This window comes from Variovorax sp. CCNWLW235, assembly GCF_037204085.1.
In the GTDB taxonomy this organism is placed as follows: Bacteria; Pseudomonadota; Gammaproteobacteria; order Burkholderiales; family Burkholderiaceae_C; genus Variovorax.
Window position 1 is genome coordinate 85736 of the sequence record NZ_JBBCBW010000011.1, and the last position, 22555, is coordinate 108290.

At 67.9% G+C, this 22555-nt stretch carries 23 protein-coding genes and 1 tRNA gene; 9 read left to right on the forward strand and 15 right to left on the reverse strand.

Annotated features, from left to right (window positions below):
• Window positions 1–27: 27 nt before the first annotated feature.
• Window positions 28–630, reverse strand: a complete 603-nt coding sequence (locus V9L21_RS14530; RefSeq protein WP_337312955.1) for a CDP-alcohol phosphatidyltransferase family protein — start codon at window positions 628–630, stop codon at window positions 28–30.
• Window positions 631–808: 178 nt separating this feature from the next.
• On the opposite strand from V9L21_RS14530, the gene ruvB reads away from it, so the two are divergent.
• From ruvB to V9L21_RS14545, 3 genes are all read left to right on the forward strand, one after another.
• On the forward strand, window positions 809–1873 hold the full coding sequence (ruvB, locus tag V9L21_RS14535) for a Holliday junction branch migration DNA helicase RuvB (RefSeq protein ID WP_337312958.1): 1065 nt from the start codon (window positions 809–811) through the stop codon (window positions 1871–1873).
• Window positions 1874–1883: 10 nt separating this feature from the next.
• Window positions 1884–2864: a CDF family Co(II)/Ni(II) efflux transporter DmeF gene (dmeF, locus tag V9L21_RS14540; RefSeq protein ID WP_337312961.1), complete on the forward strand. Its 981-nt coding sequence runs from the start codon at window positions 1884–1886 to the stop codon at window positions 2862–2864.
• Between the two features lie 97 nt (window positions 2865–2961).
• A complete protein-coding gene (locus tag V9L21_RS14545) occupies window positions 2962–3834 on the forward strand; it encodes a UDP-2,3-diacylglucosamine diphosphatase (protein ID WP_337312963.1) in 873 nt (290 codons plus the stop codon).
• A gap of 11 nt (window positions 3835–3845) precedes the next feature.
• Here V9L21_RS14545 and V9L21_RS14550 read toward each other — a convergent pair whose 3' ends face one another.
• From V9L21_RS14550 to V9L21_RS14565, 4 genes are all read right to left on the reverse strand, one after another.
• Window positions 3846–4094, reverse strand: a complete 249-nt coding sequence (locus V9L21_RS14550) for a hypothetical protein (RefSeq protein ID WP_337312965.1) — start codon at window positions 4092–4094, stop codon at window positions 3846–3848.
• Window positions 4095–4272: 178 nt separating this feature from the next.
• On the reverse strand, window positions 4273–5556 hold the full coding sequence (locus V9L21_RS14555; RefSeq protein ID WP_337313059.1) for a cytochrome c: 1284 nt from the start codon (window positions 5554–5556) through the stop codon (window positions 4273–4275).
• A 16-nt stretch (window positions 5557–5572) separates the two neighbouring features.
• Window positions 5573–6280 carry a c-type cytochrome gene (locus V9L21_RS14560; protein ID WP_443304901.1) on the reverse strand — a complete coding sequence of 236 codons (708 nt, stop codon included), beginning with the start codon at window positions 6278–6280 and terminating at the stop codon, window positions 5573–5575.
• The gene (locus tag V9L21_RS14565) at window positions 6280–6468 is read right to left on the reverse strand and encodes a DUF2970 domain-containing protein (protein ID WP_258502426.1); all 189 of its coding nucleotides are present in this window, start codon (window positions 6466–6468) and stop codon (window positions 6280–6282) included. The genes V9L21_RS14560 and V9L21_RS14565 overlap by 1 nt, the downstream gene beginning before the upstream one ends.
• Before the next feature lie 96 nt (window positions 6469–6564).
• Between V9L21_RS14565 and V9L21_RS14570 the strand changes: the two genes are divergently transcribed.
• Together V9L21_RS14570 and alkB are read left to right on the forward strand one after the other, a co-directional pair.
• Window positions 6565–8016, forward strand: coding sequence for an aminotransferase-like domain-containing protein (locus V9L21_RS14570; RefSeq protein ID WP_337312967.1), 1452 nt, complete (start codon window positions 6565–6567; stop codon window positions 8014–8016).
• Complete coding sequence (gene alkB / locus V9L21_RS14575) at window positions 8013–8672, forward strand: DNA oxidative demethylase AlkB (protein WP_337312969.1); 660 nt, start codon at window positions 8013–8015, stop codon at window positions 8670–8672. Before V9L21_RS14570 ends, alkB begins: the two co-directional genes overlap by 4 nt.
• A 249-nt stretch (window positions 8673–8921) precedes the next feature.
• Here alkB and V9L21_RS14580 read toward each other — a convergent pair.
• A tRNA-Met gene (locus V9L21_RS14580) sits at window positions 8922–8998 on the reverse strand.
• Between the two features lie 149 nt (window positions 8999–9147).
• Between V9L21_RS14580 and V9L21_RS14585 the strand changes: the two genes are divergently transcribed.
• Window positions 9148–9813, forward strand: a complete 666-nt coding sequence (locus V9L21_RS14585) for a sigma-70 family RNA polymerase sigma factor (protein WP_337312971.1) — start codon at window positions 9148–9150, stop codon at window positions 9811–9813.
• On the forward strand, window positions 9810–11138 hold the full coding sequence (locus V9L21_RS14590; protein WP_337312973.1) for a hypothetical protein: 1329 nt from the start codon (window positions 9810–9812) through the stop codon (window positions 11136–11138). The genes V9L21_RS14585 and V9L21_RS14590 overlap by 4 nt, the downstream gene beginning before the upstream one ends.
• Before the next feature lie 25 nt (window positions 11139–11163).
• Here V9L21_RS14590 and V9L21_RS14595 read toward each other — a convergent pair whose 3' ends face one another.
• Window positions 11164–11943, reverse strand: coding sequence for an enoyl-CoA hydratase (locus V9L21_RS14595; RefSeq protein ID WP_337312975.1), 780 nt, complete (start codon window positions 11941–11943; stop codon window positions 11164–11166).
• A 132-nt stretch (window positions 11944–12075) separates the two neighbouring features.
• Here V9L21_RS14595 and V9L21_RS14600 point away from each other — a divergent pair, with 132 nt between their 5' ends.
• On the forward strand, window positions 12076–12702 hold the full coding sequence (locus tag V9L21_RS14600) for a DUF2325 domain-containing protein (protein WP_337312976.1): 627 nt from the start codon (window positions 12076–12078) through the stop codon (window positions 12700–12702).
• A gap of 18 nt (window positions 12703–12720) precedes the next feature.
• On the opposite strand, the gene V9L21_RS14605 is transcribed toward V9L21_RS14600, so the two are convergent.
• From V9L21_RS14605 to V9L21_RS14615, 3 genes are read right to left on the reverse strand one after another with little or no spacing between them, the layout of a single operon-like run.
• Window positions 12721–14577 (reverse strand): M61 family metallopeptidase, encoded by a 1857-nt coding sequence (locus tag V9L21_RS14605; RefSeq protein ID WP_337312978.1) that lies wholly within the window; start codon window positions 14575–14577, stop codon window positions 12721–12723.
• Window positions 14577–15299, reverse strand: coding sequence for a DsbC family protein (locus tag V9L21_RS14610; protein ID WP_337312980.1), 723 nt, complete (start codon window positions 15297–15299; stop codon window positions 14577–14579). Before V9L21_RS14610 ends, V9L21_RS14605 begins: the two co-directional genes overlap by 1 nt.
• A gap of 20 nt (window positions 15300–15319) precedes the next feature.
• A complete protein-coding gene (locus V9L21_RS14615; RefSeq protein WP_337312983.1) occupies window positions 15320–16468 on the reverse strand; it encodes an FAD-dependent monooxygenase in 1149 nt (382 codons plus the stop codon).
• 89 nt (window positions 16469–16557) lie between these two features.
• Between V9L21_RS14615 and V9L21_RS14620 the strand changes: the two genes are divergently transcribed.
• The gene (locus V9L21_RS14620) at window positions 16558–17439 is read left to right on the forward strand and encodes an MOSC domain-containing protein (protein ID WP_337312985.1); all 882 of its coding nucleotides are present in this window, start codon (window positions 16558–16560) and stop codon (window positions 17437–17439) included.
• A gap of 12 nt (window positions 17440–17451) precedes the next feature.
• Here V9L21_RS14620 and rbsD read toward each other — a convergent pair whose 3' ends face one another.
• From rbsD to V9L21_RS14645, 5 genes are read right to left on the reverse strand one after another with little or no spacing between them, the layout of a single operon-like run.
• On the reverse strand, window positions 17452–17844 hold the full coding sequence (gene rbsD / locus V9L21_RS14625) for a D-ribose pyranase (protein WP_337312987.1): 393 nt from the start codon (window positions 17842–17844) through the stop codon (window positions 17452–17454).
• Window positions 17841–18809, reverse strand: a complete 969-nt coding sequence (rbsK, locus tag V9L21_RS14630) for a ribokinase (protein WP_337312989.1) — start codon at window positions 18807–18809, stop codon at window positions 17841–17843. The genes rbsD and rbsK overlap by 4 nt, the downstream gene beginning before the upstream one ends.
• Complete coding sequence (locus V9L21_RS14635; protein ID WP_337312991.1) at window positions 18806–19897, reverse strand: LacI family DNA-binding transcriptional regulator; 1092 nt, start codon at window positions 19895–19897, stop codon at window positions 18806–18808. The genes rbsK and V9L21_RS14635 overlap by 4 nt, the downstream gene beginning before the upstream one ends.
• Window positions 19898–19925: 28 nt before the next feature.
• Window positions 19926–20909, reverse strand: a complete 984-nt coding sequence (locus V9L21_RS14640; RefSeq protein ID WP_337312993.1) for an ABC transporter permease — start codon at window positions 20907–20909, stop codon at window positions 19926–19928.
• On the reverse strand, window positions 20906–22525 hold the full coding sequence (locus tag V9L21_RS14645) for a sugar ABC transporter ATP-binding protein (RefSeq protein ID WP_337312995.1): 1620 nt from the start codon (window positions 22523–22525) through the stop codon (window positions 20906–20908). The genes V9L21_RS14640 and V9L21_RS14645 overlap by 4 nt, the downstream gene beginning before the upstream one ends.
• Window positions 22526–22555: the final 30 nt, after the last annotated feature.

Consider the following 22555-nt stretch of genomic DNA (forward strand, 5'->3'; position numbering starts at 1 on the left):
CTGTTCTTTTGTTTGTTGTGCATGGGTTCATGCGGCTTCGGCCAGCGCACGCCGCACGCGGTTGGCCACCGTCCAGGCGACCAAGGCGGCGACAAGCGGCATCAGCCAGGCTGTCCAGCCCGGCAGCGGCCAGCCCAGCGCCACATAAAGGCCGAGCGCGCCGAACACGAAGGCGCGGTCGCTCTTGCCCAGCGGCCCGTCGTAGCGGCGCGATGCGCCTACCGTGGGGCCGAGTGCGCCGGCAAACTCGCTCAGGCCCGCGAGCATGATCACCGTGCCGACCCAGAACGGGCTGAACGGCTGCACCAGCGCAAACGGCAGGTACAGCGCAGCATCGGAGACCACGTCGGTCAGTTCGTTGAGAAAAGCGCCGAGCTTGCTCTGCTGCCCGTGCTCGCGCGCCAGCATGCCGTCGATGGCGTTGAACGCCATGCGCACGAACATCCATGCCGGAATGAGCGCAAAGGCCGCAAGCGACGGCGCCGCAAAGAAAAGCCACAGCCCGAGAGCCACCGAAACCACGCATGCCGCCAGCGTGACCTGGTTGGCGGTGACGCCCATGGCGTGCAGGCGTGCCGCCAGCGGCCGCAACAGCGCCTGGAACCGCGGCTTCAGTTCGTAGATGGACACGTGCTGGCTTCCCCTCGTTTGTTATATGGCCTGAGACGGCCGGAGCATTCTGCCAGTGTGGGGATTGGCCCCACGCTCGGCACTTCATGTCCTCGCTGCCCCCCGAGGGGGCCACTCGCTTGCTTGGGGCGGCCCGGCGCGCGCTCGGACTAAACTTGCCGCCGAAGCCCCTCATTTCATGACCATCCAGACCGACGATTTCGCCCCCGCACCGCCCCGCGTGGTGTCCGCCGCCCCGGCTTCGCCCCAGGAAGAGGCGATCGAGCGGGCGCTGCGCCCCAAGCTGCTCGACGAATACGTCGGCCAGGCCAAGGTGCGCGAGCAGCTCGAAATCTTCATTGGCGCGGCGCGCAAGCGCAAGGAAGCGCTCGACCACGTGCTGCTGTTCGGCCCGCCCGGCCTCGGCAAGACCACGCTGTCGCACATCATTGCGGCCGAACTGGGCGTGAACCTGCGCCAGACCTCCGGCCCCGTACTCGAAAAGCCCAAGGACCTGGCGGCGCTGCTGACCAACCTGGAGCCCAACGATGTGCTCTTCATCGACGAGATCCACCGCCTGAGCCCGGTGGTCGAGGAAATCCTCTACCCCGCGCTGGAGGACTACCAGATCGACATCATGATCGGCGAAGGCCCCGCGGCGCGCAGCATCAAGCTCGACCTGCAGCCCTTCACGCTGGTGGGCGCCACCACGCGTGCCGGCATGCTCACCAACCCGCTGCGCGACCGCTTCGGCATCGTGGCGCGGCTGGAGTTCTACACGCCCGAGGAACTGGCGCTCATCGTGCGGCGCAGCGCCGGGCTGCTCAAGGTCGAAACGGACGAAGCCGGCGGCTTCGAGATTGCGCGCCGTTCGCGCGGCACGCCCCGCATTGCCAACCGCCTGCTGCGGCGCGTTCGCGACTACGCCGAGGTGAAGGGCACCGGCCGCATCACCGAAGAGATTGCGCACAAGGCCCTCGCCATGCTGGACGTCGATCCGCAGGGCTTCGACCTGATGGACCGCAAGCTGCTCGAGGCGGTGATCCACCGGTTCGACGGCGGGCCCGTGGGCCTGGACAACGTGGCGGCCAGCATCGGCGAGGAGCGCGACACCATCGAGGACGTGATCGAGCCGTATCTCATTCAACAGGGCTACCTGCAGCGCACTCCGCGCGGGCGCATTGCCACGCTGGCGGCCTACCGCCACCTGGGCGTGACGCCGCCTTCGAGCCGCTCCGACGGACAGGACCTTTTCGGAATCTGAGTTTTACCCAATGCATACCCATGACCTGAGTGCCTGGCAGCACGACCACCACTTCGGCGCAGGCAACGAATCGGCCGAGCGCAGCACCCGCCTCGTGATGTGGATCACCGTCGCAGCCATGGTGGTCGAGATTGGCGCCGGCTGGTGGTTCAACTCCATGGCGCTCTTGGCCGACGGCTGGCACATGAGTTCTCATGCGCTGGCCATCGGCCTGAGCGCCTTTGCCTATGCGGCGGCGCGGCGCTACGCGCACGATCCGCGCTTTGCGTTCGGTACCTGGAAAATCGAAGTGCTGGGCGGCTTTGCGAGCGCGCTGATGCTGCTCGGCGTTGCGGTGCTGATGGTGGTGGGCTCCATCGAACGGCTGCTCTCACCTTCGGCCATCCATTACCGCGAAGCCGTGGCGGTGGCCGTGCTGGGGCTGGTGGTCAACCTAGTCTGCGCGCGGCTGCTCGGGTCGGCGCACCACCACGGGCATGGGCAAGACCATGGCCATGCGCGTCATCACGACGGCGATCACGGCCAGGCACACGGCTCCCACGGCCCTCACGGCCACGACCTGAACCTGCGCTCCGCCTACCTGCATGTGGTGGCCGACGCCGCCACCTCGGTGCTCGCCATTGCGGCGCTGCTGGGCGGCTGGTTCTTCGGCTGGTCATGGCTCGACCCGATGATGGGCATCGTCGGCGCAGTGCTGGTGTCGGTGTGGGCCAAGGGGCTGCTGAAGGAAACCGGCAAGGTGCTGCTCGACCGCGAGATGGACCATCCCGTAGCCGCCGAAATCCGCGAAGGCATCGAGACCGGCTTGGCCGCTTCGGAAACGCGCGTGGTCGACCTGCACGTGTGGCGCGTGGGCCGCGAGGCTTATGCCTGTGCGCTCACGGTGGTGACGCATTCACCCACGCTTTCAGCCGACGAGGTGCGTGCCTGCTTCTCGATGCACGACGAAATCCGCCACTCGACGGTGGAAATCCAGCGCTGCGCATCCTGAGCTGACTGATGCAGGGCGTGGCCTCCTGGCCACGCGTCACCGGAGTGTCACGGGAACGCCATCGCGGCGTCATGCCGGGGTGGGAGCCTACCCGTCCATGCAACGCGACGATGCTTTCCTCCGCGCATGGCGCGACACCGCGACCCGGGCCCCTGAGCCGGAGGACGACGATCTCGCGCGCCCGCCGCTGCGCTATCGCACCCTCTGGATCTCCGATTTGCACCTGGGCACGCCCGGCTGCCAGGCCCGCGCGCTGCTCGACTTCCTGAAGCACACGGAGTGCGAAACCCTGTTCCTGGTCGGCGACATCATCGACGGCTGGCAGCTCAAGCGCCACTGGTACTGGCCGCAGGCCCACAACGACGTGATCCAGAAGCTGCTGCGCAAGGCGCGCAAGGGCACCCGCGTGATCTTCATCCCGGGCAACCACGACGAGTTTGCGCGCAAGTACCTGCACCACAACTTCGGCGGCATCGACGTGGCCGAGGAATGGATCCATGAGACGGCCGATGGCCGCAAGCTCTGGATCATTCACGGCGACCTGTTCGACGGCGTGATCCAGTGCGCCAAGTGGCTGGCGCACGTGGGCGATTCGCTCTACGAGTTCACGCTCAAGCTCAATCGGCACCTCAACTCGCTGCGCGCGCGCATGGGGCTGCCGTACTGGTCGCTTTCCAAGTACCTCAAGGGCAAGGTCAAGCGTGCGGTGAGCTACGTGGGCGACTTCGAAAACGCGGTAGCGCGCGAAGCCCGCAAGCGCGGCGTGCAGGGCGTGGTCTGCGGCCACATCCACCACGCCGAAATGCGCGACATCGACGGCATCCTCTACTGCAACGACGGCGACTGGGTCGAAAGCCTCACGGCGCTGGCCGAGCATGCCGACGGCACGCTGGAGATCATCGACTGGGCGCAGCACATGCCGGTGCCCGCAAAGGCCGGCGCACAGCGCGGCGAGGCCGTCGCAGCCTGAACAGGGGCGGCTCAGTGGTCTCGCGGCGGGCTCTTGGCCGATTGGCCGAGGTGTTGTTGCCGCCAGGTGTCGTAGTGCCGCAGCATGGTCTTGCCCACTTCGTCCATCCACAGCCACCAGGCCAGCGCAACGTTTTCTGCGCCGGTGGGTTCGGCAAGCGGGTCGGCCAGCGGTGCGGCATGTGCCAGCGGATCCGGCAATTCGTAGTCGCACAGCCGCTCGACGCTGGCGTGCGAGAAATTCGTAGCGACGAGGCTCAAGGTTGCTCTCCTTCGAGTGGCGCGTTCTGGGGCGCCTAAGAACAACTCCCGTAACGAATTGGAACAGTTAATGAGCGATGTGGCGCCTCGGGCAATCCCGAACGAAAACAAAAGAACTCAAAAATGGGAGATGCGCGACCGCGACGCCGACCGTCTCCAAGGCGCCTATGCTGCCAACTCAGCGCCGCATCGTGTCAAGCTGTGTCACAGGCGGACTGTCGTTGCCCCATGACCCGCGGATGAAGGTGAGCACCGCCGCCACGTCGGCCGCATCGAGCAGGTGCCCGAACGGCGGCATGCCGTAAGGCCGCGGATTGCCTTCGGTGGAGGGCAGGTAGCCGCCGTGCGCGATCACCTGGATCAGGTTTGCCGTCTGCGCCATGTTCACTGCGCGGTTGCCTGCCAGCGGCGGAAACGCCCCCGGCACTCCCTGGCCCTGGTCGCCATGGCAATAGGCGCAGCGCTGGTCGTAGATCTTCGCGCCGCGCACCATGGTGCCGGCGTCCCTGCGCACGGAGGTGGCGGGGCGCACGGACGCGCTGGGCGCCGGAGCCGGCGCGCCGGGCAGGTCCTTCAAATAGCTCGCCATCGCGGCCAGATCGGCTTCGCTCAGGTACTGCGTGCTGCGAAACACCACGTCGGCCATCGGCCCCATGACGGAGCCGCGCGGTGCGATGCCGCTCTTGAGCAGCGCGACCACTTCGGCCGTGGGCCAGTCGGCCACGCCCGCCTCGTGCGGATCGGCAAGCGAAGGCGCATACCAGTTCTCCACCGCGATCAACCCGCCCGAAAGGCCGAGTTGGGTCTGCGTTGCGCCCAACGAATCGCGCGGACCATGGCAGGCAATGCAGTGGCCCAACCCGCCGACCAGGTACGCACCGCGGTTCCATTCAGCAGGCTTGCCGGCGTTCGCGACGAAGCTCTCGGGCTTGAAGGAAAGGGCCCGCCACACCGCCAACGCGGCCTGCGTGTCGTACGGAAAGCGCAGCCGGTGCGCCAGATTGGGCACCGGCGCGGGCGGCACGCTGCGCAGGTAGGCGTAGATGGCGTCCGAATCTTCACGCGTGACCTGCGTGAAGTTGGGATACGGGAACGCGGGATACAGCAGCCGGCCGTCCTTGCTGCGGCCGTTGTGCATGGCGCGCCAGAAGTGCGCGCTGCTCCAGCTGCCGATGCCGGATTTTTCATCGGGCGTCAGGTTGCTCGAGTACACGGTGCCGAATGGTGTCTCGATCGGCAGGCCGCCCGCATAGGGCTGGCCGCCTCGCGTGGTGTGGCAGCCGGCGCAGTTGCCGGCCAGCGCAAGATAGCGCCCGCGCTCGACCTGCTGGGGCGTGGCGTTGAAGGCCTCGGCGTGTTCGGGCAGCGGGTCTTCGCCGCGCAGGTTCAGCGCCACGATGCCGCCGGCCGCGCCGCCGAGCAGCAGCACCACAACGAGCAATGTCCAACCGAGATATCGCATCTTCTTCATGGCCGCCTCACTTCGGCATGCCGCCGCACGCGATCGGCAGCGGTGCGGGCAAAGATGACACGGGCTTCGGATCGGCCGGCATGGGCTGCACCGCAAGCCAGCTGGCCACGGCGTTGATGTCGGCGGTGGTCATGCGGCGGCCGATCTCGGCCATGCAGTCGGGCGCAAGAGCATGCCGCTCGCTGGTCAGCCAGGCGCCTAGCTGCGAAGACACGTAGAGGCGCGGCAGCCCGAGCAGCCCCGGAATGGCCGGCTGCACGCCGGTGAGCGCAGCACCGTGGCATTGCACGCAGGCCGGAATGCGGCGGGCCGCATCGCCTTCGAGCGCCAGTTGCCGGCCGCGCGCCATCTGCGCGGGCGTCGCGTCGCTCGCGGGCGAGACGGGCGGGTAGGGCAGGTCCAGGCCCGCAAAGTACTCGGCCATTTCCATCAGGTACGCATCGGAGAGGTGCTGCACCATGTAGGTCATGTCGGCATTGAAGCGCCGGCCGTCGCGAAAGCTCCGCAGCTGGTTGAACAGGTATCCGGCGGGTTTGCCCGAAAGGCGCGGAAAGTAGCCGGCATTTGTCGTGGCGCCTTCGCGTCCGTGGCAGGCAATGCAGGCCGCCACGCGCTGCTCGATGCCGCTGGCCGCCATGGCAGCCCCGTGGCCGCCGAGCAGCAACAGCAATGCGACTCCTGCAAGGCCTCCGAAGAAGTGGCGCACGGTCTTCATCACGTGCCGGCCGCAAAGTGCGCAAGCGCCAGCAGCCCCGCAATGAGCAGCAGCACCGTGACCAGCGCCACGCCGATCAGCGGCAGCACCCCGACCTGCTCGGTGCGGCGGTCGGCATCCGCGCGGCGGCCACCCAGCCCGATGAAACTCCAGAGAACGGCGCGTACCGCGCGCATAAGGTTGACCATGCACCGACTGTGCCGCAACCGCACGCAAAAAAACAGATGCAGTTCCGGATCAAATCACCGGTGCAGATAAAGTCCCCCGATGAAAGCAGCCCCGCGATGAAGCGCTACGAAGCCCTTGCCGCCGACATCGAGGCGTCGATTCGCCAGGGCACCCTGAAGACCGGCGACCGCTTGCCTTCGGTGCGGCAGACCGGCGAGAGCCGGGGCGTGAGCGCGTCCACCGTGTTCCAGGCGTACTACCTGCTCGAGGCGCGCGGGCTGGTGCGCGCGCGCGACCGCTCGGGCTACTACGTCACGGCCGGTGGACTGCGCGATGCCCCGCCCGAGGCCAACCTCACCTCGCGCCCGGCCGAGGGGCCGAAGTCGCTCGACGTGAGCGGCCATGTGTTCGACATTCTCGAAGCCAGCATGTCGCGCAAGGTGGTTCCTTTCGGCTCGGCGTTTCCGAGCCCGCTGCTGTTCCCGCTCGCGCGGCTGGGCCAGTTCATGGCCGCCAGCGCCAAGTCGCTCGACCCGTGGAGCACGGTGGACGACCTCACGCCCGGCAGCGCGGCATTGCGCCGGCAGATTGCGCTGCGCTACCTGGGCGACGGCATGCAGGTGCCGGCCGATGAAATCGTCATCACCAACGGCGCGCTCGAGGCGCTCAACCTGTGCCTTGCGGCGGTGACGCGGCCCGGCGATTCAGTGATCGTCGAATCGCCCACCTTCTATGCGGCCCTGCAGGCGCTGGAGCGTATGGGGCTGCGCGCCATCGAGGTGCCGACGCATCCCGGCGAAGGCATCGACCTCGACGCGCTGGAACTCGCCATTGCGGCCCACCGGCCCAAGGCCTGCTGGCTGATGACCACCTTCCAGAACCCGCTCGGCAGCCTCATGCCCGATGCCAAGAAGAAGGCGCTGGTAGAACTGCTCGCGCGGCACGTGCTGCCGCTGATCGAAGACGACGTGTACGCAGAGCTTTATTTCGGCGACCGGCGCCCGCCTCCGGCCAAGGCCTTCGACACGCAGGGCCTCGTGCTGCATTGCTCTTCGTTCTCGAAGTGCCTGGCGCCGGGCTACCGCATCGGATGGGCGTCGGCAGGGCGCTTTGCGCGCTCGGTGGCACGGCTGAAGCTCACCACCACGCTCAGCACCTCGGTGCCTGCGCAACTCGCGCTGGCAAGCTATCTGGAGAAGGGCGGCCTCGACAAGCACCTGCGCAAGCTGCGCCAGACTTTGGCTCTTCAGCAAGCGAGCTTTGCGCAAGCCGTGGGCCACTACTTTCCAGCGGGCACGCGCGCCACGCGGCCGCTTGGCGGGTATTTCATGTGGGTCGAGTTGCCGGCGCATGTGAATGCGCTCGACATTCATCGCCAGGCGCTGGAGCTTGGCATCAGCGTGGCCCCGGGGCCCATTTTTTCGGCGACGCGCGGCTTCGCGCATTGCCTGCGCCTGAACTACGGCCATGCCTGGGACGCGCAAGCCGAAAAGGCGATGCAGACGCTGGGGCATTTGGTGGCCGAGGCGGCGGCCGGCAGCCCGGTGCGCGAGAAAATCGCGCCGTGACGCTCGATCTTTTTTCCGATGCTCCAGATGCCGATCTGCCGCGCGGCAAAGAGGCCATCGGCCCCGGCGCATTCGTGCTGCGTGGTTTCGCGCTTCCATTTGTTGACGAACTTCTGCCCGCATTGAACGAGGTCGAACAGCGCGCCGCATTCCGGCACCTCGTTACGCCGGGCGGCCTCACCATGTCCGTGGCAATGACCAACTGCGGCCGCCTCGGCTGGATCTCGGACCGGCGCGGCTACCGCTATGGCGAACTCGATCCTGAAACCGGCCGGCCGTGGCCACCGATGCCCGCCGTGTTCGAGCGCCTGGCGCAAGCAGCCGCCGCCGAAGCGGGGTACGAAGGCTTCGCGCCGGACGCCTGCCTGGTCAACCGCTACGAGCCCGGCACGCGCCTGTCGCTGCACCAGGACAAGGACGAGCGCGATTACGGCGCGCCCATCGTCTCGGTTTCACTCGGCATGCCCGCCATGTTTCTTTTCGGCGGGCTTGCGCGCGGCGACAGGGCTGTGCGCATTCCGCTCGGGCACGGCGATGTCGTCGTCTGGGGTGGGCCGGACCGGCTGCGCTACCACGGCGTGCTGCCGCTCGAAGACCGGCCGCATGCACTGCTCGGCAGCCGGCGCATCAATCTCACTTTCCGCAAGGCGGGCTGAGCCAGGCGGCGCTACATTTCGACCAAGTCAAACGGATGACTTGTCCCGCTTTTCTGTGCACAACTCTGTGGGTTGTCTGAGGAACCGGGTCGCCGGAGCAAGCACTGGCGCGGGTTTGCACCACATTGCCCGCTGAACGGGCACCGGGCGCGGTAGTGGAAAAAACAGGGCCGAAAAGAGCGGAACCGGCACGCCGCGGAAAACAAAAAAGCCTTGCAAGTCGTTGACTTGCAAGGCTTTTAATGATCTTGGTGGCTCTTCACGGATTCGAACCGCGGACCTGTGGATTATGATTCCATCGCTCTAACCGACTGAGCTAAAGAGCCGTTCGGCACAGTTTTGTGCCGAGCCCAAGATTATAGCGCAGGCTGCGGGCCTTCGATCAAGCTCCGGCAAGCCGAATGCGGTGTCTTTTTTGCGACGCCCAACCCCGAAGCCGGCTGCCGCTCGTACAAGCCCGGGTGAGAATCCTCCGATGTCCGCGCTCCCCCGCGCCCCTTCCGCCAAAGCCGCCACCGAGCGCGACGCTATGCCCGACGACCAGTTGATGCTGGCCTACGTGCGCGGCGACGGCGCCGCGTTCGACGTGCTCTACGCGCGCCACGAGGGCGGGCTGTTCCGCTTCGTCAAGCGGCTGCTGGGCGCGCGGCTGGCGGCGCAGGCCGACGAGGTGTTCCAGGACACCTGGGTGCGTATCATTTCCGCGCGGGACAGTTTCTCGCCGCAAGGCGCCGCCTGGCGAACCTGGGCTTTCACCATCGCGCACAACCTGGCCATGGACCGGCTGCGCGTGAGCGGCCGAGAAGTGGCACTCGACCCCCATCCGGACGACGGCGACGAGGCCGTGCCCACGCTCGACCGTGGCGTGCGCGGCGCGGTCGATGCCGCAGCGCATCCTTCGGCCGAGGAGCTCGCGTTCTGGCGCGCCGCCGGCCGCCGGCTGCTGGCCTGCCTCGACGAACTGCCGCTCGAGCAGCGCGCCGCATTCCTGCTGCACCATGAAGACGGGTTGACGGTCGAGGCACTCGCGGCCAGCCTGGAAATCGGTTTCGAAACCGTGCGCAGCCGCCTGCGCTACGGGCTGCAGAAACTGCGTGGCTGCATGGAGCGCTATCTGTCCGTGCTGGAGCAGCGCGCATGAGCAGCGGCGGCAACAACAGCAGCGGTTTCGAGGACGGCGACGGCGACGGCGCGCTGCACGACCCGGTGTTGCGCCGCGCCCTGGACCATGCGCCCGACAGCGGCGCCATGCCCGATCCGCGCACCCGCGATGCAATAACGAAGATGGCGCACAACCTGGCGCCTGTTTCCAATACGGCGCTGGCATCCGACAGCGACGGCGCTGCACCGTGGTGGCGCCGTTTGTTCGGCGCAGGAGAAGCGCATTCCCGCATGCCGTGGAATGCGGCCTTTGCAACCGTGCTCGTGGCCACCTTCGTGACCGTGCTCTGGTACCGCGAGCCAATTCCCGATGCGCGGCTCGACGGAGAGGCGCAGGTTGGTGGCGCCGCGGCGCCGGCGCCTGTGCAACCTTCGGCACCCAGTCCCGCGGTCGTCCCTCCGGCGCCGCAAGCACCGGCGACACGGGAGGCTGCGCCCGTCCAGCCGGCTCCGCAAGCCACCGGACCTGCGCGCCATGCCGCGAATGAGGAGTCGGTCAGGAGCAGGGCCGATGCGTTGCGCCGGCCTGCTCCGGCGCCTGCCGGCAAGCAGGCCGCGACCACGCCGGAGATGGACAGGAAGACGTTGGAGGTGCCGCCGCCCGTAGCCGCGGCGCCGCCTCCCGCAGCACCAGCACCAGCACCAGCACCAGCACCAGCACCAGCACTACCGCCTTCCGTTGCGGAGCAATTCGCGGCCGAGCCCCGGGCGTTCCCGCGCACGGAAGACCGCCGTTCAACCGAACCGGAAAGTGACCGCGCCAGCGGGGCCATCGGTGGCGCGCCCGCGATTGCGTCTGCTCCACCCGCCGCGCCCATGGTCCTGCCAGGCCCGCCGTCAGTGCAGCGCGAGTCTGCGGACAGCAGCGCGCCGGCGTTGTCCGCACAACGCAACGCCAATGCCGAGTCTTCCCCCGCCATGCGCCAGGCACCCGCTCCGCGCGCGGCAGCTGCCGCCAAGGGTGCAAGCCCGCAGGGCGATACGTCGCAGTTCTCGGCGCTGGACGGCTGGACGTCCTTCAACTACGTGCGTGCGGGGCAAGCCGTGCGCCATGCGCGCGGCGACGTCGAAGGACTGGCGGCATCGGTGAATTCGGTGGCGCGCTCTGCCACCGTTCCCGGCGGCGACTTGGCCGCGCCCGTCGAGGCGCGCCTGGAGCTCTATCGCGGTACGGCCCTGCTCGCCGTGCTCGAGATCGCGGGCGACCAGGTGCGATGGACGCCGCAAGCGGGCGGCCATCCATCGGTCGGCACGCCGCCCGCATCGGCGCTTGCCGCGCTGCGGGCGCTGCTCACGCGGCAATAGCAGGCAAGCTGGCGCTGCGGCGCCGTCAGGCGTTCTTGAAGTCGGGCTGGCGCTTGTTGAGGAAGGCGTCCATGCCTTCCTTCTGGTCGGCCGTGGCAAACAGCGCGTGGAACAGCCGGCGTTCGAACATCACGCCGTCGGAGAGGCCGCTTTCGAACGCGCGGTTGACCGATTCCTTGGCCGCGAGCACGGCGATCTGCGAGTAGCCGGCAATGATCAGCGCGGCGCCCAACGCTTCGTCGGCCAGCTTTTCATACGGCACCACGCGGCTTACGAGGCCTGCGCGCTCGGCTTCGGCCGCGTCCATCATGCGGGCGGTGAGCGCCATGTCCATGGCCTTGCTCTTGCCCACTGCGCGCGGCAGGCGCTGCGTGCCGCCGGCGCCGGGGATCACGCCGATCTTGATTTCGGGCTGGCCGAACTTGGCGTTGTCGGCCGCGATGATGAAGTCGCACATCATCGCGAGCTCGCAGCCGCCGCCCAGCGCAAAGCCGCTCACCGCCGCAATCACCGGCTTGCGGATCGAGCGAATCGTTTCCCAGTTGCGCGTGATGTAGTCGCCCTTGTAGGTGTCGATGAAGCTGTACTTCGCCATAGCGGCGATGTCGGCGCCGGCGGCAAAGGCGCGTTCGCTGCCCGTCAGGATGATGCAGCCGATGGCGTCATCGGCATCGAAGGCCTTGAGCGCGGCGCCCAGTTCGGTCATGAGCGCGTCGTTCAGTGCGTTGAGCGCCTTGGGACGGTTGAGGGTGATGATGCCGACCTTGCCTGCTTCGGTCCGCACTTCGATGTTTTCGTAGCTCATGGTGTCTCCGGGGGAAAGAAAAAACGCCTCGCTTCACTATACCCAGCATCCGGCGCAAGCCTTCGCGGCCATGCCGGGCAAGACTTTAGTTGAGAATTATTCTCATCTAGAATCGCCGCCATGGAGTTCCCGATGCAAGAGCAAGAACGAGCGCGAGAGCAAGAACACGCGGTGTTGCTGCGTGCCTACGCGCGCGTACAGGAGCGCTGCTCGCGCGTCCTGGCCGAGCAGGCCGCAATGATCGAGCGGCTCGAGGCGCAGGTCGTGCGGCTGCGCGGTGCGCTCGTGGCGCGCGACTCGGCCATCGCCATCGTGCGCGAAGAGCTGGCCGCGCGCGCAGCCGTGGGCAACGCGCTGCCGAAGCGGCTCAACGCACTGCTGGCGCCGGCGAACCGTCGCCGGGCAGTCCTGTCGCGTCAAGGCGGGCCTGCCGACCTTCGCGAAAAAGCGGTGCTGTGCGTAGGCCGCGGAGAAGAGGCGCCGTCGCTCGCGCGGCAGCTGGTGGAGATTGCCGGTGGCCGCTATCTGCACCATGACGGCGGCGACGATGCCGATGACCCCGCACTCGAGGCCGGCCTGCGCGCCGCCGACCTGGTGATTTGCCAGACCGGCTGCGTGAGCCATGGTGCTTACTGGCGTGTGCAAGACCATTGCCGGCGCACCGGCAAGCCCTGCGTGCTCGTGGGCGAGCCCCAGCCGATCCAGTTCGTGCGGCAGCAGCCGGCCGCCGAGCCCGCCGCGCAAGGCGAGCTTCGGTAGTTCAGCGAGCGCCTCGGCTCAGCGCCGCGGGTCGGGCGCGAGCCAGGCTGCCACCTTTGCCGCGTCGTGCAGGAACAGCCGCCAGGTGGTGGCACCTTCCGGCCGCACCAGCGGCAGCCTCAGCAGCTTGCGGTCGCGCGCCACCAGCGCGGTAAAACGCGTGGCATCGCCCAGATACAGCGCCAGGTCGTCGAGCTTGGTGATGCGCCAGGCCTGCGCGGGACGTTGCTGTGCCTTCTTGCCGACGGCCGGCATCTCGATGCCGATCCATTCGTCGTTGGCCGAGAAGCCCGCCTTTTCAGCCGCGCCGCCGCGCAGCACCACCTTGACCTGCACGCTGCCGTTGGCTTCGGCCACGCGCAGTCCCAGCGCCTGCGCCGGTTGCGACGGGTCGTCGAGCGCCGCAACGCCGTGCGCGCGCAGCAAGTCCGAAAGCGGCAGCTCGTCGGTGGAATGCACCCACTGCGCAATTTCCGCCGCGTAAGAGCGGCCGCCCACGGCTTCGAGTGCAGCGGCCAAGTCGGCTTCGCTGATCGGGCCGCCGCCGCTTTGCACCCACAGGTGGCGCATCACGTCGTCGAGCGTGCCCTTGCCTTCGCGCCGCAGCGTGAGGTCGAAGCACAGCGCCACCAGCGCGCCCTTGGTGTAGTAGCTGACGGTGCTGTTGGGCGTTTGCTCGTCCTGCCGGTAGTACTTGATCCAGGCGTCGAAGCTCGCATCGGCCACCGGCTGTACCAGCCGGCCCGGCGTCTGCAGCACCTGGTTGATGGTTTTGTTGAGAAGGCGCAGGTAGCCCGCGTCGTCGATGCGGCCGGCGCGGCGCAGCAGCAGGTCGTCGTAGTAGCTGGTAAAGCCCTCAAAGAACCAGAGCAGCTGCGTGTAGTTCTCCCGGCTGTAGTCGTAATGCGCGAATTCCGCCGGGCGCATGCGCTTGACGTTCCAGGTGTGGAAGTACTCGTGGCTGATCAGCCCCATCAGCGTGGTGTAGCCCTCGGGCTGCTTCTTGGCGCCGCGCTGCGGCAGGTCGCGCCGGTTGCAGATCAGCGCGGTGGAATGCCGGTGCTCGAGGCCGCCGTAGCCGTCGTCCACCGCATTGAGCATGAACACGTAGCGGTCGATGGGCAGCTTGGGCCCGCCGCGCTTGCCCGCCTTGTCGCCATGCCAGAAACGGATTTCGGCCTCGCAGATGGCCTGCGTGTCGGCAATCAGGCGCTCGCCGTCGAACGAGGCCGCGGCACCCGCAATGACGAAGCGGTGCGGCACGCCGCAGGCCTCGAACTCCGCGCTCCAGAATGCGCCCATCTCGACCGGGCTGTCGGCCAGCTCGTCGTAGCCGGGGGCCAGGTAGCTGCCGAAGCCGTGCTTGTCTGTCTTCGACGGAACAAGAGCGGTGGCGCACGACCAGCGTGCATCGTCGGGCGAAGCTGCGGGCGCAACGATGTCCAGCGCATGCGGCGCATCGGTCTGGCCCTCGACCCGCAGGCACAGGCTCGTGCCGTTGAAGAAGCCGCGCTCGGCGTCGAGCCACGCGGTGCGCACCGAGTTGTCGTAGGCGCACACCTGGTAATGCAGCACCAGCGGTTGGCCCGGCACGCAATCGATCTGCCAGCTGCATTTGTCGAGCTGCGTCAGCACCGGCTTGCGGCGCCCCTGCACGGCTCGCAGGCCCTGCAGGTTCTTGGCGAACTCGCGCACCAGGTAGCTGCCCGGAATCCACACCGGCAGCGTCACGCGCTGCTGCGCGGAGGGCGCCTCGATGGTCAGCGTCACGCCGAAGAGGTGCGCATGCAAGTCCGCGCATTCGATGCGATAGCGCACCGCGGCGGCCGGCGCAGCCGCTCGCGCGCGCCGAGAAGCGGTCGTCGGCGCGGTCATCAGTTAGTGGAAGCGGTGAGTTGCTTTTCGACCTGCTCAGCCGGAATGGCGCCCGGCGTGCGGGTGCCGTCGGTGAAGATCAGCGTGGGCGTGCCGGTGATGTTGTACTTGCGGCCGAATTCCACGTTGCGCTGCAGCGCCGCCACGTCGCAGTTGCTTGCCGCGGCGGTGGGCTTGACGTTGGCTTCCATCCACTCGGCCCAGGCCTTGCCCTTGTCCTTGCTGCACCAGATGTCGCGCGACTTGGTGGCCGAATCGGGGCCGAGCACCGGGTAGAGGAACAGGTAGACGGTGACGTTGTCGACCGTCTTCATGTCTTTCTCGAAGCGCTTACAGTAGCCGCAGTTCGGGTCTTCGAACACCGCGAGCTTGCGCTTGCCGGTGCCGCGCACGATCTTGATCGCGTCCTTCACGGGCAGCTTGTCGAACGACACCTGGCTGAGCTTCTCGATGCGCTCCTCGGTCAGGTTCTTGCGCGCATTCACATCAATGAGGTTGCCTTGCAGCAGGTAGTTGCCCTGCTCGTCGGTGTAGTAGATCTGGAAGCCGTTCACGCGCACTTCATAAAGGCCCGGCAGCGGCGACTTGGTGACTTCGTCGATGGCCGGAAACTGCGGAATGCGCGCCGGAAGGTTCTTGCGGATCTCGGCTTCGCCGGCGAAGGATGTGACAACTGCACCCAGCGTGCAGGCGGCGAGAAGAAGGTGGCGTGCGAGTTTCATTGAAAGTCCGGTCGATGGATTCATGCCCTCAAGCCCATCGCCTGGTTGGCGATCCAGTGCTTGAGGAGGCGCGTGCGGTCGAAGCCGCGCATGCCCCAGTTGCGCAGCGCGGGCAGGGGCCCCATGCTGTGCGAAAAAAGTTGCTGCAGGCCGTCGGTGGCCAGGCTCATCTGGAGCACGTCGGCGCGGCGGGCGCGCTCGTAGCGGCGCAGCAGGCGCGCATCGCCCACGCTGCGCCAGTACTCGCGCTGCTTGATCACCTCGGCCAGCATGGCCGCATCGGCCAGGCCCAGGTTGAGGCCCTGGCCCGCGAGCGGATGCACCGTGTGGGCGGCGTCGCCGGCCAATGCCCACGATTGAGGCGAAGAGGCAGAAGCAACCTGCGCCTGGTTGGGCATGGCGCCGGTCCAGCGGTCGGCAATCGCGCGCGCGAGCGGCCAGGCGGCGCGTTCGCTCGTGAGTTGCAGCGCGCCCAGGGCGCCGTGGCTGGCCTCGGTCACGGCGGCGTTGAATTCTTCGGTGCTTTGCGCCAGCAGCGCGGGCGCGCGAAGCTGGTCGACCGACCACACCAGTGCGACCGAGCGGCCGTGCACGCCGCCCATCGGCAGCAGCGCCAGCACCTCGCCCTTGTCGTTGAACCACTGGCGTGCCACGCCGTCGTGCGACTGCGCCGCTTCGAGCCGCGCGGCAATCGCATGCTGCGGATAGCGCGTGACCGCGTAGCTCACGCCGAGCGCCTCGCGCGTGGTGCTGGCCTTGCCCTCGCACACCACCGTGAGCGGGGCCGGCACCGGGTCGGCCACCACTTCGACCTGGGGCTGGAAGCGGACCGCGTCCGCCAGCTGCTTTTCGAGCGCGGGCACATCGACGATCCAGGCCAGCGCCTCGACCTTCTGGCGCACGGCGTTGAACTGCACGCGGCCGCCCTCGTCGCCGTTCACCAGCATTTCGCGCACCGGCGTGGCATGCGCGGCATCCGGCCAGGCGCGCAGCGATTCGAGCAGCTTCTTCGATGCGGTGTTGAGCGCGTAGGCGCGGATGTCGTCCTTGCCCGCCGTGGCGGGCGGCGCCACCAGCGCAACGCGCACGCGCTCGCGCGCAAGCAGCAGGGCCAACGTCCGGCCGACGATGCCGGCACCGCGTATGCAAACTTCAGGGGGGAGGGCCATCGGCTCATTGTAAGAACTATGCCCACGCCCGGGGCTCGCCCCGGAATGGCCGATGCGGGAGAATCTCGGCCGAATTCCAAGGAACCCACGTGCCACAGCCCGCTTTCGATCTTCAGGCCACCATTGCGCGCCTGTTCGTCTATCCCGTCAAATCATGCGCGGGGGTCGAGCTCCCCGAGGCGCTGCTGACCGAAACCGGGCTCGAGTTCGACCGCGCCTGGATGGTGGTCGATGCACAGGGCGAGTTCGTCACCCAGCGCCAGCTGCCGCGCATGGCGCTGATCAAGCCTCAGATGAAGCAGATGGAAGTGGTGCTGCGGGCGCCCGGCATGCTGGCGCTGCACCTCGCGTTCGACAAGGTTGAAAAGCCGGTTCGCGCGAAAGTCTGGAAAGACGAAGTCGCCGCCTACGACATGGGCGATATCGCCGCGCAATGGTTCAGCGACTTTCTCTCCGAGCCGGGCAAGCCGCAGACCCTGCGCCTGGTACGCTTCGATCCTGAGCACAAGCGCCTGTCAAGCCTGGATTGGACGGACGGCGTCGAGGCGACCAACCAGTTTGCCGACGGCTACCCGCTGCTGGTGGCCAGCGAGGGCTCGCTGGCCGAACTCAACGAGCGTCTGGCCGCCGCGGGGCACGACGCGGTCGGCATCGAACGCTTTCGGCCCAACATCGTGCTGGCCGGCATCGAGTCGCACGACGAAGACCGCGTCGACGCGCTGCACATCGAAACAGCCGAGGGCGAGGCCGAGCTCAAGCCGGTGAAGCCCTGCACGCGCTGCCCGATTCCGGACATCGACCCGGCCACCGGCGTCAGCAGCCCCGAGGTCGGCGACATGCTGCGCACCTACCGTGCCGATGCGCGCGTCGACGGGCGGATCACCTTCGGCATGAACTGCATCGTGCTGCAGGGCGTGGAGCACATGCTCAAGGTCGGGCAGGCCGTGGGCGCGAACTACCGGTTCGAATAAGAGAGGCGGGCCTCAGAAGCTCACGCCGGCAATGAGCATGATGTTGGCGTAGGGCGTGCATTCGCCCGTGCGCACGATGGCGCGGGCCTTTGCACTGCGGCGCTTGAACTCTTCGTGCGACACGGTTTGCGGCGCAATGCCGAGCGATTGCGGATACCAGTCGGGCAGGGCCTTGGCGCCGTTCAGGGCCTCGTCCGCCACCACGATGCTCTCGACCTGCATCTCCGAAAGAACGGCTTGAAGCACCTCGGTGAGCAGCGGCACGCCGCGCGTCACCGCAAGGTCGATGCGCCGCGGGCCGTCCGGAATCGGCAGGCCCGCATCGCCGATCACCAGCATGTCGCCGTGGCCGAGAGAGGCGATGACCTGGGAGAGTTCGGAGTTGAGCAGGGCGGTACGTTTCACAGCGCGGTCCAGTCGGGGGGCATGGGGCTTTGCAGCACGGCACTGCGCTGCGGAATGGAAGGTTGGGCGCCGGGCTGCTGAATGCACAGCGCGGCGGCCCGGATGCCCAGGCGCACGGCTTCGTCGAACGACTGGCCTTCACCCAGCGCAACCGCCAGCGCGCCGAGGAAGGTGTCTCCCGCCGCGGTGGTGTCGACCGCCTGCACTTTGGGTGCGGGATGGTGGCGCGCGCCATTGGCATCGACGGCCACCGCGCCGCGCGCGCCGAGCGTGACGACCACGCGCTGGATGCCCTTTGCACGCAAGGCCTGGCCGGCGAGTGCGGCTTCCTGCGGGCTATCGGCGACCTGCCCGCACAGCGCCTCGGCTTCAATCTCGTTGACGACCAGCGTGTCAATGCGCGGCCACAGCGGCTCGGCGATGGGCTGCACCGGCGACGGGTTGAGCAGCACCTTGCAGCCTGCCTCGTGGGCCGCCGTGATGGCGCGGGCAACCTCGTGCATCGGTGTCTCGAACTGCGCCACCAGAAAGGCCGCGCCTTGCAGCTGTTGGCGCAGCGCCGCCTCGTCGATCTCTACCTTCGCGTTGGCGCCGGGGATCATCACGATGCGGTTCTGGCCGCTGTCCTCCACCAGGATCAGCGCCGTGCCGGTGGGCTCGCTGCCATCCGTGCGCAGTGCGGCGGTGTCGATGCCGTCTTGCGTGAGCGCGGCGCGCAATGCCTGGCCATGCGCGTCGTTGCCGACGCAGCCGATCATGCTGACCTTGCCGCCTTCGCGCGCGCAGCTCACGGCCTGGTTGGCGCCCTTGCCGCCGGGAATGTGGGCGATCGAGCGGCCCAGCAGGGTTTCGCCGGCGGACGGCGCCTGCGGCACGCGCAGCACGATGTCCATGTTCAGGCTGCCGAGCACCACGATGCGGGGCGGCTGCTGCGCAGCGCTGGAAGAAGAAGGCTGGGAACTCACGGGGCGCGGGACTTTCGGTTTTCCGTTGGAGAAGAAACAGGCGCGGAGGCGGGAGCGGGCGCGGCCGCCTCGCGGAAGCTGGCGTGCCGCGCCGTCGAGGCGCGCACGCGCAGCTCGGGCTGCAGCACCACCTTGCGCGCATCGCGCCGCTTGCCGCCGACGCGCTCCAGCAGCATGTCGACCGCCAGTGCGCCGATGCGCTCCTTGGGTTGCGCCACGGTGGTGAGCGGCGGGCTGGTGTAGGCCGAGAGTTCGATGTCGTCGAAGCCGACGATCGAAAGATCATCCGGCACATGCACGCCGCTTTCATGCGCCGCGCGCAGGGCGCCGATGGCCATCAGGTCGTTGCACACGAACACGGCCGAAGGCGCGTGCTCGGTGCGCAAGATGGCGTGCATCGCCTCGTAGCCGCCCTGGCTCGTGAAGCCGCCGCGCCACAGCAGCGCGTCCGCATTGGGGGCGGCGCCGGCTTCGGCCAGCGCCATGCGCCAGCCTTCGATGCGCTGCTCGCTCGGCATCACGCCCACTGGCCCGCCAATGCAGGCAATGCGCTTGTGGCCGAGCGACAGCAGGTGCCGCACCGCGAGCAGGCCGCCCTGCATATGGGCCGTTTCCACCAGGTCGCAGGCCGGGTCGGCAATCTCGCGGTCGACCAGCACCGTGGGAATGCGCAGGCCGTGCAGTTGCGTGACCAGCGAGTCGTCGTCGCCCGCGCCCGTGGACACCACGATCAGCCCGTCGATGCGGCGCTCGGCCAGCACCTGCAGGTACACGCTCTGGCGGCGGGGCTCGTCGTCGGTGTTGCACAGCACCAGCGTGTAGCCGGCGCCAAAGCAGCGGTCTTCCACGATGCGCACGATCTCTGCAAAGTACGGGTTCGAGCTGTTCGGAATCAGCATACCCAGCGTCGAGGTGGTGTTGCTCTTCAGGCTGCGCGCCATCGCGTTGGGCACGTAGCCCAGTTCGCGGATGGCCTGCTCCACCCGTTCGCGGCCCTTGGCGCTCACATGGCGCGTGTCGTTGACCACATGCGAGACGGTGGTAACCGAAACCCCCGCACGCAGCGCGACGTCCTTGATGGTGGCCATGGCGTGTTCCCCTTTTTTCTTGACGGCGTCAGGCCAGGCGGCGATCGGCCCGGCGCTGGCGCAAGGTGTCGATGATCACCGCAACCACGATCACCGCGCCGGTGATGATGCGCTTGCTTGGCTCGCTCGCGCCCACCTGCGCGAGCCCGGCTTCGAGCACCGCGATGATGAGCACGCCGAAGAAGGTGTTGACCACCGAGCCGCGTCCGCCCATGAGGCTGGTGCCGCCGATGACGACGGCCGCGATCACCTGCAGCTCGATGCCGACGCCCGCATTCGGGTCGGCCGCTTCGAGCCGTGCCGACTGCATCAGGCCTGCCAGCCCGGCCAGGAGGCCGGTGGCCGCAAATACGATGATGCGGATCGGCCGCGGGTCGATGCCCGCAAGCCGCATGGCTTCTTCATTGGTGCCGATGCCCACCACGTGCCGGCCGAACACCGTGCGCGTGAGAAGCAGCTGGCCCGCGACCACCAGCACCACCGCCAGCACGAAAGCCGCCGAAATGCCGCCGACCCAGGGCGCGGCAAGGCCGGAGATCGCATCGCCCACATACTGCGTGCGCGAATCGGTCACCAGGTAGGCACCGCCGCGCACTGCTTCGAGCATGCCTAGCGAGACGATGAAGCTCGGAAGGCGCCATGCCACCGACACCGCGCCCGTGACCGTGCCGCACACCAGCCCGGTCGCAAGGCCCAACGCGGCAGCCACGGGCACCGGGAGCTGCCACTGCAGGATGGCAGCGGCCGTGACCGCGGCGCTGAGGGCGAGCACCGAGCCGACAGAAAGATCGATGCCCGCGATGATCAGCACGAAGGTCATGCCGACGGCCATCACCGCCAGCGCGGGAATTTCGTTGGCAATCGAGATGAAGGTTTCGCGGGTAAAGAAGTACTCGCTCAGCGAACCGAAAAGCACGACCATGCCCACGAGCACGACCGTGAGGCCAAGATAGGTGCCCAGCTGGCCCTTGAGAGCGGAGGGCTGGGCGGATGTAGCGGCGGCTGCGTTCATGGTGTCTCGGCGGAGGCCGGTTGGGCCGTATTCGAATCGGAAATGGCGGATCCCGCCGTCGGCGGCATTGGCGCGGGGGCGCGTCCCGCCGCGTCGCTGAAAGCGGCGGCGAGCAGCGATTGTTCGCTCCACTGGCCGCGCTCGAACACCGCCACCAGGCGGCCGGCGCTCATCACGCCGATGCGGTCGCACATGGCCATCAGCTCGCGCAGGTCGCTCGACACCATCAAGAGCGCCTTGCCAGCGTCGGTCATGCGGTCGAGTTCGGCATACAGGTCGGCACGCGCACCCACGTCCACGCCGCGCGTGGGCTCGTCGAGCAGCAGAACCTTGCATTCGCGATGCAGCCAGCGCGCAAACACCACCTTCTGCTGGTTGCCGCCGCTCAGCGTGGCAACGGGCTGCTCGATGCTGCGCGAGCGAATGCGCAGCAGCTCGACCAGCCGCCTGGCAATGCCGCGTTCCTTGGCACGCTGCAGCCAGCCGGCGTGCGAGATGGCGCCCAGGTCGCTCAAGGTGGCGTTGACGCGAATCGGCTGCGTGAGCAGCAGGCCTTGCGACTTGCGGTCTTCAGTCACCAGGCCGATGCCCGCGCGAATGGCCTGCATCGGCGACCGCCAGCCCTTGGGCGCGCGCTGCACCGGCTGCGTGCTGGAGATGCCGTCATAGAGAAGAATTTCACCGCTGTCGGCACGGTCCGCGCCGAACAGCAGCCGCACGAGTTCGGTCCGGCCCGAACCGACCAGGCCCGCCAGGCCCATGACTTCGCCCGCGTGCAGGTCGATGTCCACGTTCTTCACGACTTCGGCGCGGCCGATGCCGCGTGCGCTCAGCAAGACGGGTCCGGCTGCCCGGCGGTCGCGCCCTTCATGTTCGTGCACCGCACGGCCGACCATGCGCTGCACAAGTTCGGATTCGCGCACGCCGGCCATCGCGCGCACGTCGACCAGCCGGCCGTCGCGCAGCACCGCCACGCGGTCGGCAATGCGCTGCAATTCCTCGAGCCGGTGCGACACATAGACGATGGCCACGCCGCGGGCCTTGAGCAGTTCGATCTGCTCGAAGAGGTGCGAGGTTTCGCGGGGCGTGAGCATGGCGGTGGGCTCGTCGAGCACCAGCACGCGCGTGTCGTCCTGCAGGTTGCGCGCAATCTCGACCATCTGCTGCTGGCCGATGCCGAGCCGCGCCACGGGCGTAGCCGGGTCGATGTTCTGCATGCCGATTTTTGCGAGCTGGCGCGCGGCCAACTCGTGCAGCTTGCCGCGGCGAATCCAGCCGGTCTGGTTGGGCAGCCGGTCGAGCAGCAGGTTCTCGGCCACCGACAGCGTGTTGACCAGCCCCAGCTCCTGCATGACCATGCGCACGCCCAGCCGCTCGGCGTCGAGGCGCGATGCGGGCTGGAACGGCGCGCCGCCCAGCAGCATCTGGCCGCGCGTCGGCTGGACCAGGCCGCAAACGATTTTCGAGAGGGTGCTCTTGCCCGCGCCGTTCTCGCCCGTGAGCGCAAGCACCTCGCCGGCATTCAACACAAGAGAAACGTCGTCGAGCACCGGCGCCGCATAGTCCTTGCCGAGCGCGCTCAGCGAGAGCACGGGCGGGGCAAGACCTGTATTCATGGCGGCGGCGGATGCGTTCAACGGCGACTC